Consider the following 14299-nt stretch of genomic DNA (forward strand, 5'->3'; position numbering starts at 1 on the left):
CAGGCGGGCCATCTTCCCAGATTCCATTGGAGGCGCAAGGCCGGGAGGAGGCGGTGCGCGGGGATGAGGGAGAGCGATGGGCCAAGGCGGAGGTTGCGCGCGCCGGTGGCCCGGCGTTACGATAACACGCGTGAGACGAAGTCCAGGATACTTTGAGCATTCCACGTGAAGACCGGCAGGCCGGGCTCACGCATCGACGCGCAAAAACTCGGCGCGTCGGCATCTTTGAGGAGGCAGGTGATGGTGGTTTTTCGTAATGACGCGCCGGGTGCGTTCTGGCGAACGCTGGTGGGGCTTTGTCTTGTGGTGGGCGCGCTGGCGCTGAGTTCACCGGCGATGGCGCAGGGGATGTCGATGCTGGAGACGATCCGCGCGGCCAACGACGCGTTTGAGTCGGAGGATTACCAGACCGCCTACGACCTCTACAGCGAGGCGTACCAGGAGCTTCCGGAGCCGACGATCCTCTATCGGATGGGGCAGGCGGCCGAGAACCTGGGGATGTACCGCGAGGCGATTGATCATTACACCACCTACCTCGACGAGGGGCAGGATATTGAGTTTATCGGGCGCATCGCCGAAGTGGTGCCGATGCTTCGCGAGAAGGTTCCGGCGATCCTCGATGTGAGCAGTGAGCCTGCCGGTGCGACGATCGTGGCGGTGGATGCGGAAGGTGGCGAGCAGGAGCTCGGGGTGACGCCGGCCCAGGTGGACGTGGGCCCCGGTGAGGTCACCGTGGTGCTGCGCGCCGAAGGTTATGAAGAGGCCATCTGGCAGGAGAGTGCCGAGGCCGAAGGAAGTTATACCTGGTCGCCGGTGCTCGTGGAGGCGCCGCCCGCGCTTGTGGCTCAGGAAGACGTGAGCGGTGTGGATGGCGAGGGCGGAAGCCTGAAGACGTGGGGCTGGACAACGACCGGTCTGGGGGTGGCGGCGCTGGCCACCGGCGGGGTGTTTACGCTCCTGCAGAACGGTGCGACGGAGAGCGTGAACTCCTACGATAAGCAGGCCGCCGGCGCGAGCCGAGCCGAGCTTGAGGGGCTGAAGAGCGACGCCACCGGCTACTTCCAGACGGCGCGGGCGGCGTACATCGCCGGCGGCGTGTTGACGGCGGCGGGCGTGGGCATGCTCATTTACAACGCCAGCCAGGGCGAAGATGCGCCGGAAGAAGGCTTGAGCTTTGAGGGCGGTGTGGGCCCCGATGGCGGATTTGTCGGGCTGCGCGGTCGATTCTGAGGGTTTTCCCATGATCGGAACAGGCGTGTGGTTGGTGGCGCAGGTCGCGGATTACGTGGACCTTGCCGAGGGTGTGGGCTACGGCACCAGCCTCTCGTCCTGGATCGCGCTGGTGGGGGGCCTGGTGGTCGTGGGCGTGCTGGTCGGCGTGGTGTTTGCGGGGATTCGCTGGGTGCGTGTGGCGATGAGCGCGAGCAGCAGCACGCCGGTGCAGATGCTGCCGCGTGAGACGCGGGAGCGGGTCGATAAGGCGATCGCATCGGGTGAGTTTGAGGTCGCCGGCGATCTTCTGACCCGGGCCGAGGCGCTCGATGAGGCGGCGGAGGCGTACTTTAAAGGGGGCGTGTTTTTGAAAGCGGCGCGCACCTTTGAGCAGGCCGGGAGCCGACTTCAGGCGATCTATTGTTTTAAGCGTGCCGGCGACCATGAGCAGGCCGGCCGTGTGTATGAGCAGATGGGCGATGAGCGGGCGGCGGCCGCGGAGTACTTTCAGGCGGGGGCCTGGGAGCGAGCCGCGCAGCATTATGAGCGGGCCGAAGATATGCGTCGGGCCGCCGAAAACTACGTGCGTGCGGGGCGCTGGCTGGAGGCGGCGCGGGCCTTTGATGCGGCGCAGCGCCCGGGGGATGCGGCTGAGTATTATGCGCGCCATGTGGAGCGGCACCGCGCCGAGCAGGGCATTGATGCGGGAGCGCTTCCCGATGAGCTTCGGGAGCAGGCGCGCCGGGCTGGCGAGTTGTTTCGGGAGGCAGGCGAGCATCAACGCGCCAGTGAGATTTTTCTGGCGGCGGGCTTTGCGGCGGAGGCCGCTGAGACGCTGCGCATCTCGGGCGACTTCACGCGGGCGGCGGAGCTGTTGATCGAGGCGCGTCAGCCGGAGCTCGCTGCGAAGTTTCTGGAGGAGGCCGGTGAGGCCAAGAGGGCCGCGCGTATGCGAGCGCAGGTGGCCCTGGCCGATGGCGAGCGTGGGGAGGCCGCGGCGCATCTTCGGGATGCCGGGGAGTACGGGCAGGCCGCCGAGCTTTTTGCCGAGGTCGGCAAGATGGAGCAGGCCGCCGAGCTCTACGAGAAGATCGGCGACTTTGAGGAGGCGCTCAAACTTTACCTGGAGATCCCGCGTTTTGCGCATGCGGCGCGTTGCGCCGAGCAGGCCGGACAGCTGGCGCGGGCCGCCGAGTATTATCAGGAAGCCGGGGATGTGGAGGGGCAGCTCCGCGTGCTAGATCAGCAGGGCGACTACTTCCGGGTGGGGCGCCTGCGCTTTGAACATCGCATGTATGAGGAGGCCCTCGACGCGCTCTCGAAGATCGACTCACGCGACGCGATGTACAGCCGCAGCCTGGAGCTTCAGGGCGATGTGCTGCGCGCCCAGGGGCGCGCCGAGAAGGCCTATGGCAAGTACCGCGCCGCGCTGGGCAATCGCGAGGCCGGGCCGGCCACGCTGCCCTTGCTCTACAAGATGGGGCGCGCGCTGGAGGAGGAGCCCGATCTGGCCGGCGCGCTGGAGTGCTACAGCAAGGTGCTGGAGATCGAGCCCAACTTCGAAGATACGACGATGCGGGTGGGCGCGATTCGCAAGCGGATGCGACGCGGTACGCTGACCGGGCGCACCACCAGCGGGCTCTTTGGCGGGGGCGGAGCCGAGGGCGAAGAGACGCGGCGCTATGAGATCCTTGAAGAGATCGCCCGCGGCGGGATGGGGATTGTTTATAAGGCGCGCGACACGGTGCTGGGGCGCGTGGTGGCGTTTAAGATTCTCGGCGAGAACCTGCGCGATAATGAGACCGCGGTGAAGTACTTTCTGCGCGAGGCGCGGGCCGCTGCGGCACTCTCCCACCCCAACATTGTGACGATCTACGACGCCGGTGAGCAGGATGGCGAGTATTATATGGCGATGGAGTTTGTGGAGGGGACCACGCTCAAGGAGCTCGTGCGCCGCACCGGGGCGCTCTCCGACGATAAGGTGCGCCACATTCTGCTCGGGTGCAGCCGCGCGCTGCATTATGCGCACGGAAAGGGGATCATTCACCGCGATATTAAGAGCGGCAATGTGATGACGACCCGCGACCGGGCGCTGAAGGTGATGGACTTTGGTCTGGCGAAGTTTTTGAAGGAGTATCAGAACAACCACACCCAGCAGGTGGGCACGCCTTTCTACATGTCGCCGGAGCAGATCATCGGCAAAGACATCGACTTTAGAAGTGATCTTTATAGCCTGGGTTGCACGATCTTTGAGTGTGCGACCGGCACAGTGCCCTTCTTTAAGGGCGACCTCAGCTACCATCACCTGCACACGCGCCCGCCCTCGCCGCGCTCGATCAACCCGGGGCTGAGCGAGGCGACGGACGCGATGATCTTGAAGTTGCTGGAGAAGGAGCCCGACCGGCGTTATCAGTCGGCCAAAGAGGTGATCGACGAGCTGAGCGCGGCGACGGCGGCGCGGGCCTGAGGTTTTTTGATTCAGCGCAGGGGGCGCATGTCGTCGCGCTGTTCCAGGGCGGGCATGGCGTCGCGGGCGCGCTCCTGCATGCGCCGCGAGGCGTCGGGGCGTCCCTGGCGCTCCAGGAAGGCCGCGTAGCGAAAAAGAAGGCCGGGCTGCTCGCCGATGCGCTCCAGGAGCTCCTCGAAGACCTCGGTGGCCTGTGAGGGGCGCTGGAGGTGCTCCAGGGCGTCGGTGAGGTTGAGGCCGACCTGGAGGTCGTCGGGGTGGGCCTCGTAGAGGGTGCTCAAGTAGGGGAGGGCTTCGCGGTGGCGGCCTTCGGAGAGGAGCAGGACGCCGAGTCGCAGGCCGGCCTGGCGGTCGCCTGGCGAGGCGGTCCAGAGCCAGAGGTAGTGGGCGATGGCATCTTCGGGGCGGCCGAGCTCCTCAAAGGCGCGGGCGGCGTCGCGGTGAAGCTGCGGATCGTCGGGGAGGAGCACAAGCGCCTCGGAGAGCAGCGGTTGCAGGCGATCGGCCGGTAGGGTGATGTTGCGGGCGATGGTCAGGGCCTGCTCAAGGTCGGCGCGACGCTGTGCGGTGGCAGGCTCCACGGCGGCGGCCTCTCGGAGCTGGGCGATGGCGTCTTCGGGGCGCTCGTCGGCCAGGGCCTGCTCGGCCAGGGCGCGGTGGGTGCTGGCGAGCAGGGTGAGGGCGTCGCGCTCGGAGGTGTCTGCCTCATCGAGGGCCAACTCCGCCAGCGCCCGGGCTTCGTCGGGGCGGTTGGCTTCAAGCGCGGTGCGGGCATCGGTCATATAGAGCTCACCGGGGCCGGGCTTGTGGGCGCAGGCCGAGGCGGTGATCAGGATTGCAAGAAGCGCTGCATCACGCAGGCCTCGCCAGATCTGGGGGGACATAGGTAGACTCCCGGGTCAGGGCGCGATGCGCGTCGGGGGCGCGGCGCCGTAAGGGCTTCACATCATCCTCGCTAACATTGACGAGCGCTCTTTTGAAGATCTTCGATCCGCATATCCGAAGTCGCACCCAGAGCGACGCCGATCTTAAGAACCTGGCCTACTTCGGCACCGAACGCGTGGTGAGCTGTCTGTCGATGGGGCGAGTGCCGGAGCGGGCCGAGGAGCTGATCGCGGCGATGGAGGCGCATGGCAGCGCGGAGGTCCGCCGGCTGGAGCGCTGCGGGCTTGAAGCTGGCGCGGCGCTGGGGGTGTTGCCGGGGATGCGGCCGCGGCGGGCGCATTATGAAGTGTGGCGGCGACTTCCCGAACTTCTGGCGTTGCCCACGGTGGTGGCGCTCGGGGAGGTGGGGGTGTGGGAAGATGTGGCGTCGCAGTGGGAGCTTTTCGATCGTCAGGTGAAGATCGCGCGGGAGGCGGAGATCGAGGCCATCATCGTGACGCCGCCGCGCGATCTTCGGGTGACGTTGACCTATAAGATGATGCAGCGTCTGGAGAAACTTCGGGTCGACCCGGCGCGGGTGCTGGTGATGCACGTCGACGAGAAGACGCTGGTCAACGTGGTGCAGAGCGGCTTCGGGGCGGGCGTGGCGGTGGGGGCCTCCACCCTGGATCCGCGCCGCGCAGCCCGGGTGGTGCGCGACGCGATTGAGACGCTGGGCTCCTATGAGCGCATCGCGCTGAGCTCGGCGTTGCGGGTGGGCGGGGCCGATCTGCTGGCGATCCCGAAGACGGTGGAGGCGCTCGGCGCGCTGGGTTCAGGGGATGGCGAGGTCGAGGCGCTGGTCGGCGGCAACGCCCGCGCGATCATCGACGGCTGATTGAGCCTGTTCTTCGGCGGGCTCTGGCGAGGGGCTCGGGGCCACATCGAGCGCAAGACCCCGGCGAGTGCGGGGGATACCGCGGCCGTCAAAGCGGGTGTTGTAGACCAGGGCGGAGATCAGCGTGCCCACCGCCGCGCCGACGACCACGTCGGAGAGGAAGTGTTTCTGGTCGTAGAGGCGGCTCACCGCCACGGTGGTCGCCGCGCCGTAGAGCAGGGTGTAGGGCAGCGCGCGACCGAGCAAAAAACGCTCGGTCGGTTCGGCGTCGGCCAGCACGCGGTGGTAGAGCCCGTCGCTGATGTCGCGGGCCAGAAAGGTCGCCGCCGCGAAGCTCAATGAGGCGTGGCCCGAGAAGAACGAGAGGTAGTCTTCACCGCCGTGCCAGCCGTAGGCGCGCCGCTCCAGGGCCACATAGGGGCGCGCGCGGCCGACGAAGAACTTGGCAGCGTTGGTCAAAAGCGCCGTCCAGGTAAAACTCTCCAGATAGGCCATCGTGGAGTGCAGGTGGGAGGGGCCCTGCCAGGGGTAGAGGTTTTGGCCGGTGAGGCCCGTCCAGGTGGCGCCCAGCCCGTAGTAGAGCACCGGGAGCGCGCTGAGGGCGTAACCCCCGTAGTCGGGGATTCCGCCCAGGAAGGGCGCGCCGCTCTCCAGATCGCCGTGGAAGTTCGAGGCGACCCGGTAGTCGAGGCTTCCCGGGGTGGGGGCGCCCATCGCCGGGACCGGGGCGGCAAAAAGCTTGCCGCCGAAGACGGTGATGACCGCCGAGGTGGGAAAGAGCACACCGATGGTGCCCAGCGCCACCGGGGAGTAGGTCTGGGTGAGGGGGACCGACTCCGGCACGTAGCCTGTGGGTCGCGCTAAGGCTTGAGTGGTTGGCGCCCGGTCGGGCGCGGGCTCTTGCGCGAGGGTGAGCGCAGGTGAGCTGAAGACGACGAGAAGCGCCATGAAAAAGGCGCTCAGATGGGGGCGTGTGAGGTTCATGGTTCGACTGCGATGAAGATGTCTGCGTGGCGGGTGATGAGCTCAGAATAGAGGCGGGTGCGATTGCCTGCGAGCGTGAAGGCCGCCTATAAGGGGGCGCGTCATGAGGTGGGCGGTTGCAGCTGCGTCCGTCGTCAGCAGCGTGTCTTGCACGCCTCAATGGTGTGTCGTTTTCGGTTGGAAAGTTCAAGAAAAGCAGGTGGTTGTGGCTGATACATCGCAGAAGCATCCTTCGCAAGCGCTGACGCCGGGCGATCTCTTACGTTCGTTTGGGCAGCGCACCAAGAAGCAGTTCGGGCAGCATTTTCTGGTGGACCCGAGCATTCTTCAGGAGATCGTGCGTTGTGCGGGGCTCAAGCCCGGCGACGCGGTGATCGAGATCGGGCCCGGCTGCGGCACGCTCACCCTGACGATGTTGCAGGCGGGGGCGACGGTGGACTCGATCGAGATCGACCGCGACGCGGTGGAGTTTCTGCAGGAGGCGCTGCCGCAGGAGTGGGGCTTTACGCTGCACCCGGGCGATGCGCTGAAGACCGATATGGCGGCGATCGTGGGCAGTCGCCCCGGGCCCTGGAAGGCGGTGGCGAACCTCCCCTACAACGTGGGCACCGAGGTGACGTTTCGGCTCTTTGAGCTGCGCGAGACGATCGGCTCCATGACCCTGATGTACCAGCGGGAGGTGGCGCGGCGCATGGTCGCAAAGGCGGGTGATGACGACTACGGCGCGCTGAGTCTGATGGTGGAGCTTTATGCCGATGCCGAGATCGTGATGAGCCTTCCGCCGGGGGCCTTTGTGCCGCCGCCGAAGGTGCATAGCGCAGTGGTGAACTTTAAGATGTTGCCGAAGACGCGCATTGAGGATGAGGAGCGACGTGCGTTTTTTGAGCGCGTGGTGAAGTCGGCGTTTCAGGCGCGTCGCAAGACCCTGCCCAACGGGCTTAAGGCTCTAAAACTCCCCAAAGATCAGGTCGTGGCGGCGATCGAGTCGGCCGGGCTCTCGCCGAAGGTGCGGCCGGAGCGGGTGGGATTTGAGGCGTTTCTGGCGGTGGCCGACGCGCTCAGGGGCTGAGCGGGGCGCTCTTACGCGTTGCGGGGCGCTTTTACGCGTTGCGGGGCGGGATCGTGCGGTGAAGGTGGGGCGGGAGGAAGGTCTCGGCGCGGCGGGCTTCAACCTCATAGGAGATGTTGAGGTAGGCCTGGCGGTCGCCCAGGCCGGCGAGCAGGCCGCCGGCGTATTCGCTGAGGTAGCGGGCCAGAAAGGCGGCGGAGCCGTCGCGCAGGTATTGCACGACGTGGGCCATCTCGTGGGTGACAAGGTAGAGGGGAAGGCGAAGATCGTCGGAGAAGATGCGCTGGCGGATGTAGATGCGATCGCGCAGGGCGATGCCGGCGGCGTTGCGGCGCAGCGCGGCATGGGCGACCAGGTCGCGGGGGCCGTAGAGGGCGGGGCGATCGTCGGGGTAGGCGATGAGGCGCGCGATGTTGGCGGCGCGCTCGACCATCGGGGCCGGCCCCACGCCGGCGTTGATGAGCGCCTCGATGACCAGGGGGCGCTCTTCATCGAGCAGGGGGCGCGAGTTCATCTGCGGGCCCGGCGGCGGCGCCAGATCAAGCCCAGGGCAAAGAGCGCGCCGGCGAAAAGGGCGCTGTGGTCGGGCTGGTCAGGAGCGACCAGCGAGCAGATGCCGCCCTGCTGTTCAGGTTGTGAGGGCGGGGTCACGTCGGGGGTACCCAGGGGGTAAATTGTGCACAACCCCTCAATGTCGCCGGGGTGCAGATCGCGTTTTTCGATCTCGCCCTCGCGGGCGGTGGCGTACATGGTGGTGTCGGGGTTGGGGGCGTGATCCAGCCCCAGGAAGTGGCCGACTTCGTGGGTGAGGGTGTTGCGGAGATCCATGGTGCCGGCTTCGCCGTTCTCGCTGTTGGTGAAGACGTAGTCGGCGCCGTTCATCTCTATGTCGGCATCGAGGATCTGACCGTCGGTCATCCGGTAGGTCACCGTGGTGAGTGCGATGGCCTGCCCGTTTCTTGTCGGCCAGGACTCATCCTGAAAGACGAAGACGTTGAGATTGTCGACCGGTGGCGTGTCGTCAAAGCCGGCCTGGAACACCGTCGTGCCCTGGTATTCCAGAGTAAACTCGGAGCAGTCGGGCGCGTTCCACGCATCGAAAGCGCTGACAATATCCTGTTCGAGCTCTGCCGGGATCGTGTTTTGGTCAGGGTGCAGGTTCGGCGAGCCCACCTCGTTAATGTGGTAGGGAACGGTGAGGGAGGGCCATACGACGGGGATTTGCGGGTAGCCATTGCAGGGAAGCCCCAGATCCGGCTCGCAGGTCATGGTGCGGCGGAAGTTGTTGCTGAGCGGGACCTCTTCTTCGACGAGGGGCTCCTCTTCCCAGGCCTCTTCGTGGGTGCAGGCGGGCAGGGCGATGGCGAGCAGGCCCAGCAGGGCGATGTGACGCGAATAAGGCATGATCATCAGCGCGTCTCCCGGGGCTGGACATCGTCGGCGATGGCGCGGATGCGCGCCTTAAAACGAGTGAGCTCGTGGGCCTGCGTGTGCAGCTCGGCCGGGGCGACGCTTCGCAACCCGGAGGTTTGCGCGGAGGGTTGCACGCGCTCGCGGACGACGAGGTTGAGGTTGTTAACCTGGGGGACGGCGAACTCGGTGGCGTTGTCGGGGCCCAGCGCGATGCGGAAGAAGCCCTGCGCAAGCCCGGTGACCGAGGCGGGGCGTTGGACGACGTCGCCGCTTAAGAATAGCACACCTTGATCGGCGACCTGAAAGACGGGCATGCCCGGGACGCGGGTGCCGATGTCGCCGTGAACCCCGCCCAGCTGGCGGATGGTGATGGTGCGTGCGGCGGGGCCTTTGAGGGTCTCGCTGACCTTAAGGGTGATGGTGGAGACGACGCGGCCCCGCGCATCGAGATCGGTGGTGATCTCATCGACCTCGGCGACGACCACTGCGTCGGAGCGCACCACGAGCTCCTCGAGGTCCATGCGCGGCAGCGTGGCCGCCGAGGCGCTTGTTGCAAGGAGGCTGAGCGCAAGAATCAGCAATGTGAAGAGCGCGAAGGGAGGTTTAAACATCGTGACCTCGCAGGCTGTACGGGGCGAGTCTGGCGAGCGCCGGAGCACACGTTTTAGAACCACGCCCGCGCGCCTGGCATTCTCAAGAAGATAATCAGGAGGGCCCCGCTGGCGAGCGCGGGCTTATTTGAAGACCTTGCCGATGGTGTCTTTGGCGCGCGCCAGGGTGACGCCCTGGAGCATCTTGCGGATCTTCTCGTCGCGCTCGACCACCGCGAGCAGCGCCTGTTTGCCGATGGCGACCACCTGGGCCGGACCGGTTTTCACCTCGACGGTGGCCGTGGCGGTGTTGCCGCTCATCAGAGAGACCTCGCCGAAGTAGGCGCCGGGGCCCATCGTCTTGAGCTCGACCTCGCCGGCGGGACCGTTGGTCCAGACGCGGATGCGGCCGGTGAGGACGATGTAGAGGCTATCGACGTTTTGATCCTCTTCGATGATGCGCTCGCCAGGCTGGAAGATCTTGAGATCACTGGCGCTGATGAGTGCCTTAACGTCGGCATCATTCAGATGCTTGAAGAGGGGGCTCTCCTGGATGGTTTCGGCAATCTTTTCGGTCATGATGGTCTCATCACGGGGGTGAAGGGGGAAACCGGCCGAGGGCCGGCGATGCCGTACGCGTTGCAGGGTATCAACGGGGGGGAGGGCGATGCAATCACCACGGCGCGAGATGATTCGCGAGGAGGGGTGTTTGAGGACGAGGTGCGGTCGGGGAGGGGGCAATTTCTTGAGCACCGGCCGATGCGTGGTAGCTCTGGGAGGTACGCCGGGCCCGGGGTTGAGGCTGCGGCGTGAAGCCATGGTGGCAAGGTATTAAGGGGCCGGTGGGCCCGATAACGACATGGAGGTCGATGTGACGGAGCAACGCAAACAGCAGCGCGTGGACTGCGACATGATCCTCAACAAGATCGAGTCCGGACACACCAACATTTGTCGGGCAACCGATGTGTCGCTGGGGGGCATTCGGCTGGAGCGGGTTGCCGAGGCGTATCGCAGTGATGGCGAGTCGGTGCAGCTGCAGTTTGCACTGCCGGGGGAGGAGGAGCCGATCTGGGTGGCGGGCACGAAGGTTTATGACGCCGATGGTCAGGTGGGCGTGCGCTTTACGAACATCTCGCACGGTCATTTTGTGAAGTTGCGGGCCTGGCTGCGGGCGCAGTCGATCTCGGAGGGGCTTCCGGAGTTTTCGATCTAAGCGTATCGCGTGATCGCTGCGTGCGCAGCGCGCGCTCAGGCACGGGTCAAAAGAAACGCCCCGCCGGCATCAGCCGGCGGGGCGTTTTTTATGCTAGCGATGCTGCGTCAGGGCTCAATCGCGCTTGAGGCCGAAGAAGCCGATGGCCAGGCTGAGCAGGCCGTTCACGGCGAGCCAGACGCGGTCGAGGATGTTCATGCCCGGGATCCAGCTGACGTCGGAGGTAAGCTGGAAGGCTTCGGTGAGGCTGAAGCCGGCCATCCCCAGGGCGATACCGCCGGCGAGGGCGCGACCGACGCGATGACCGCCGAGGAAGGCGTAGGCCACCAGCGGGATGAGGAAGCTGGCGAGCAGCGGGTTCTGGTGGGCACCCAGGCCGGAGACGAGCACGTTGGCCTCGGCCAGGGGGCGGCCGATGACGTTGGCGACAAAGCCCAGGGCACCACCGGCCGGGACGAGCAGCGGGATGAAGAAGAGGCCACCGGCGACGACCGCAGCGCTGGTGGCGACCAGCGGCAGGTGATCGGGGAGGCGTCCCATCATGTCGCGGCGGCGCAGGCCGAAGGCGGTGAGAAGCACCAGGAGCAGGGCGCCGCCGTAGCGGGTGGTGCCCTGGTCGGTGGCGGACTGCTTGACGGCTTTATCGGCCTGAAGCAGTCCGGCGCCGTAGCGCTCACGGTACTCTTCTTCGCTGTCGTACTTCTCGCGCATGGAGGTATCGGCAGCTTTCTGCAGGACTTTTTGGACTTTATCGGGGTGGGTGATGCCGTTGGCGATCACGAGCGCGGCGGCCGCAGCGACGTGGGGGCTGGCCATGGAGGTGCCCATGTAGAGGGCGAACTCATGCTTGGAGGTCTGCCCGGCGGGGTGGGTCTCCTGCATGATGCCGTCGGGGCGTCCGTCGCCGTTCTGGTCGATGCGGGTGTTGCCGCCGGGGGCGGCGATGTCGACGTAGGATCCCCACTGGGAGTAGAAGGTGGTGCGCTGGTCGAACTGGGTGGCGGCCACGGCGAAGGCGTGGTTATAGGCCGCCGGGTAGCTCGGCGAGCGCTTTCCGCCATTGCCTGCGGCGGCCACGACGGTCACGCCTTTTTTGTGGGCGTAGTCGACGGCGCGCTTGAGCACCAGGCTGGGCAGCGGGCCGCCCAGGCTCATGTTGATGACCTGCGCGCCGTTATCGGCGGCAAAACGCACCGCGTCGGCGATGTCGGCCACCGAGCCAAAGCCGCGGCTGTTGAGCACGCGCAGGGGCATGATCTTGGATTCAAACGCCAGACCGGCGACGCCGTAGCCGTTGTTGGTGGCCTGGGCGATGGTGCCGGCGACGTGGGTGCCGTGGCCGTGCCCGTCGTAGACGAAGTCGGTCTTGTCGACGAAGTCGTAGCCGGGGACGGTGGCGATGCCCTGAAGATCTTTGCCAACCTTGATGCCGCGGTTGGCGTCGTCGGCGACGGTGACACCGGTGTCGATGACGGCGACCACAACGTCGCGGCCGGTAGAGACTTTCCAGGCTTCTTCGGCGCCGACCTGCTCAAAGTTCCACTGAAACTGGTAGAGGGGGTCGTCGGGGACGAAGTAGGCGCGGTATTCGATGTTTTCTTCGACGCTCTCCAGCCAGCCGGAGGGCGCCGACTGCGCGAGGCAGTCTTTGACGTAGGGAGCGGCGCCTTCTTCGACACGGGCGACGAAGACATTTTCATCGTCGGAGAAGGGGCTGTTGAGCTCGGCGCTCAGGCCCTTTGCCCGGGTGAAGGCGAGGATCTCTTCGTTGGAGAGATCGTCGTCGAAGTCGAGGACGACCTCATCGAAGGCCGGGTTGGTGTCGAGGATGTCGAGGTCGGCCGGGATGGTGTCGAGGTTGCTGATGTCGACGCCGGGGACGTTCTGGGTGGAGGGCGTCGCGCCATCGAGGCAGGCCTGCCAGGGTGCGGCCGGGCTGATGTTGGGGGCGTCTTGCGCGGTGGCGACACCGCTGAGGCCCAGAAAGAGGGCGAGGCCGGCGAAGGTGGCAGATGCCGGCGCGAGGCGGCGTTTTAAGGGGCGTGTCGGTCGCATCATCCGTCCAGTCCTCGGTCAGGTAAGGTTTTAAACAGGCGCGTCGGCATGGGGAGCGGCCGGACGCACCGGTGAGGCGGTGCTCAGAACTCAAACGAAGCTAAGCACCGGCTGAATTCCCGGCAAAGCCTCGTGGGACGCTCCTACAGTGTAGCGCTTCAGGGGACCTCGGCCAAATCCTGGGCCGAGAGGGTGCTCTCGATGGCTTCGAGGCGCTCGCGGGCCAGGCGCGCAGTGAACTGCGCGATGGGCGGGTGTTCGGCGGCCAGAACCTCGAAGTCTTCGCGCGCCAGAAAGAGGGCGTGGCCAGGAGAGGTGCAGACCACCGTCGCCGTCGCCTGGTCGCTCGCCACCAGCCCCACCTCGCCAACGACTTCGCCGGTGCTCAGGGTGGCGACGGTGATCTCCCAGTCATCGTCTTTGCGCACGATGTCGACTTTGCCATCGAGGAGGATGAAGAGGCCGGGGCTGGGGCGTCCCTGGCGCACGCAGAGGGTGCCGCTGTCGAGGGTCAGGCCGGTGAAGCGACCGACGACCCGGGCGCGCTCGTCGGGGCTGAGGTGGGTGAAGAGCTCGTGGCGATCGAGGAGGCCTTCGGTGAGGGTGTGGCGGCGCAGTGTGGCCAGGCGGTTGAGGAAGTCGGGGAGCTCATCGTTGAGCTTGCCGATGGCGCTCTGGGCAAGGCGCAGGCATTCGCTGCCGCGTTCGCTGAGCACGCGGTAGCGGGGGGCGCGCTCGCTGCCGCCGAAAGCGTTGAGGCCGAGCAGAGAGCCGGCCGGGATGCGGAAGGTTTTGGGGCCATCGCTCACGGCGAGATCGTTGCTGACGGTCCAGATGAGATCGGCGGACTTCTGGGAGGGCTCAAAGACGATCTGGGCGTCGGGGAAGATCTCGTAGTCGACGAAGTCGAGCACGCGGCGCAGCGCGTCGGGGGGGAGCACGCTGAGCAGGGGAAGTGCCGGGAGGCTGCCGGGGCGCTCGGCGGTGCCGTCGGGGTCGGTGGCGCGCTCGAGCACGCGCTCGAAGAGCTCGTCGAGGTCGGGCTCCGCGCCGTGGACCTGGGTGGAGAGGTTGCCGGCGGGCTGGGGGAAGCTCGGCTGGGGGCGGCCGTTCTCCAGGTAGGGGCTGCGCACCGAGTAGAGCGTGGCGAAGTGGTCCAAGAGCTCGGTGGAGGCCGGGTTGAGCGCGTGCATCTGCTTGATGGCAGCGATCGCGCGGGTGGGGAAGCCGGCGTTGGCGTAATGGCGAGCGGCCAGGGTGTAGACCTCAACGGCCTCGCGCTTTCGGCCCACCGTGGCGAGGATCACCGCGGTGCGCTCTCGCAGTGGCGAGGGATCGGGGAGGTTGTACCAGTTGGCCAGGATGAGCTGGAGCGCGCGGGCGTGCTCCTGAGACTCGACGGCGTCATCGATGGTGTTGAGCAGGTCGAGGAGGCGGATTTGCACCATGACCGGGGTCCTTCCGAGGCGGTTGTTTTTGGCGGCGATGTCGACGCCCAAGTCTAGAAGATGGGCGCGAGGGGGACAACCCGGAA

At 66.4% G+C, this 14299-nt stretch carries 13 protein-coding genes; 5 read left to right on the forward strand and 8 right to left on the reverse strand.

Translation table 11 applies throughout. The annotated features are described in order from the left end of the window. Positions 1 to 240 precede the first annotated feature (240 nt). Both FRC98_RS06685 and FRC98_RS06690 read left to right on the forward strand, forming a co-directional pair. Complete coding sequence (locus FRC98_RS06685; protein WP_146980498.1) at positions 241 to 1230, forward strand: tetratricopeptide repeat protein; 990 nt, start codon at positions 241 to 243, stop codon at positions 1228 to 1230. 10 nt (positions 1231 to 1240) lie between these two features. Further along, positions 1241 to 3679, forward strand: coding sequence for a protein kinase domain-containing protein (locus FRC98_RS06690; protein WP_230467351.1), 2439 nt, complete (start codon positions 1241 to 1243; stop codon positions 3677 to 3679). 11 nt (positions 3680 to 3690) lie between these two features. On the opposite strand, the gene FRC98_RS06695 is transcribed toward FRC98_RS06690, so the two are convergent. After that, a complete protein-coding gene (locus FRC98_RS06695) occupies positions 3691 to 4563 on the reverse strand; it encodes a tetratricopeptide repeat protein (protein WP_146980500.1) in 873 nt (290 codons plus the stop codon). A gap of 92 nt (positions 4564 to 4655) precedes the next feature. Between FRC98_RS06695 and FRC98_RS06700 the strand changes: the two genes are divergently transcribed. Next, the gene (locus FRC98_RS06700; protein ID WP_146980501.1) at positions 4656 to 5441 is read left to right on the forward strand and encodes a TatD family hydrolase; all 786 of its coding nucleotides are present in this window, start codon (positions 4656 to 4658) and stop codon (positions 5439 to 5441) included. On the opposite strand, the gene FRC98_RS06705 is transcribed toward FRC98_RS06700, so the two are convergent. After that, positions 5379 to 6425: a phosphatase PAP2 family protein gene (locus FRC98_RS06705; protein ID WP_146980502.1), complete on the reverse strand. Its 1047-nt coding sequence runs from the start codon at positions 6423 to 6425 to the stop codon at positions 5379 to 5381. The two genes, FRC98_RS06700 and FRC98_RS06705, sit on opposite strands and share 63 nt — an antisense overlap. Positions 6426 to 6630: 205 nt before the next feature. Here FRC98_RS06705 and rsmA point away from each other — a divergent pair, with 205 nt between their 5' ends. Then, complete coding sequence (gene rsmA, locus FRC98_RS06710) at positions 6631 to 7494, forward strand: 16S rRNA (adenine(1518)-N(6)/adenine(1519)-N(6))-dimethyltransferase RsmA (RefSeq protein WP_230467352.1); 864 nt, start codon at positions 6631 to 6633, stop codon at positions 7492 to 7494. A 31-nt stretch (positions 7495 to 7525) separates the two neighbouring features. Here the strand turns inward: rsmA and FRC98_RS06715 are convergent, their stop codons facing one another. The 4 genes from FRC98_RS06715 to FRC98_RS21370 form a co-directional block, all read right to left on the reverse strand. Beyond that, positions 7526 to 8008 carry a hypothetical protein gene (locus FRC98_RS06715; protein ID WP_146980504.1) on the reverse strand — a complete coding sequence of 161 codons (483 nt, stop codon included), beginning with the start codon at positions 8006 to 8008 and terminating at the stop codon, positions 7526 to 7528. Next, positions 8005 to 8904, reverse strand: a complete 900-nt coding sequence (locus FRC98_RS06720) for a matrixin family metalloprotease (RefSeq protein ID WP_146980505.1) — start codon at positions 8902 to 8904, stop codon at positions 8005 to 8007. Before FRC98_RS06720 ends, FRC98_RS06715 begins: the two co-directional genes overlap by 4 nt. Further along, positions 8904 to 9518 carry a hypothetical protein gene (locus FRC98_RS06725; RefSeq protein ID WP_146980506.1) on the reverse strand — a complete coding sequence of 205 codons (615 nt, stop codon included), beginning with the start codon at positions 9516 to 9518 and terminating at the stop codon, positions 8904 to 8906. The genes FRC98_RS06720 and FRC98_RS06725 overlap by 1 nt, the downstream gene beginning before the upstream one ends. Before the next feature lie 123 nt (positions 9519 to 9641). Further along, positions 9642 to 10076, reverse strand: coding sequence for a cyclic nucleotide-binding domain-containing protein (locus FRC98_RS21370; RefSeq protein ID WP_230467353.1), 435 nt, complete (start codon positions 10074 to 10076; stop codon positions 9642 to 9644). A 292-nt stretch (positions 10077 to 10368) separates the two neighbouring features. Here FRC98_RS21370 and FRC98_RS06735 point away from each other — a divergent pair, with 292 nt between their 5' ends. Beyond that, a complete protein-coding gene (locus FRC98_RS06735; RefSeq protein ID WP_230467354.1) occupies positions 10369 to 10710 on the forward strand; it encodes a PilZ domain-containing protein in 342 nt (113 codons plus the stop codon). A 114-nt stretch (positions 10711 to 10824) separates the two neighbouring features. Here the strand turns inward: FRC98_RS06735 and FRC98_RS06740 are convergent, their stop codons facing one another. Beyond that, positions 10825 to 12768, reverse strand: coding sequence for a S8 family serine peptidase (locus FRC98_RS06740; protein ID WP_146980509.1), 1944 nt, complete (start codon positions 12766 to 12768; stop codon positions 10825 to 10827). A gap of 155 nt (positions 12769 to 12923) precedes the next feature. Further along, positions 12924 to 14213 (reverse strand): cyclic nucleotide-binding domain-containing protein, encoded by a 1290-nt coding sequence (locus FRC98_RS06745; RefSeq protein WP_146980510.1) that lies wholly within the window; start codon positions 14211 to 14213, stop codon positions 12924 to 12926. Positions 14214 to 14299: the final 86 nt, after the last annotated feature.

Origin of the sequence: Lujinxingia vulgaris (assembly GCF_007997015.1) — a bacterium.
In the GTDB taxonomy this organism is placed as follows: domain Bacteria; phylum Myxococcota_A; class Bradymonadia; order Bradymonadales; family Bradymonadaceae; genus Lujinxingia; species Lujinxingia vulgaris.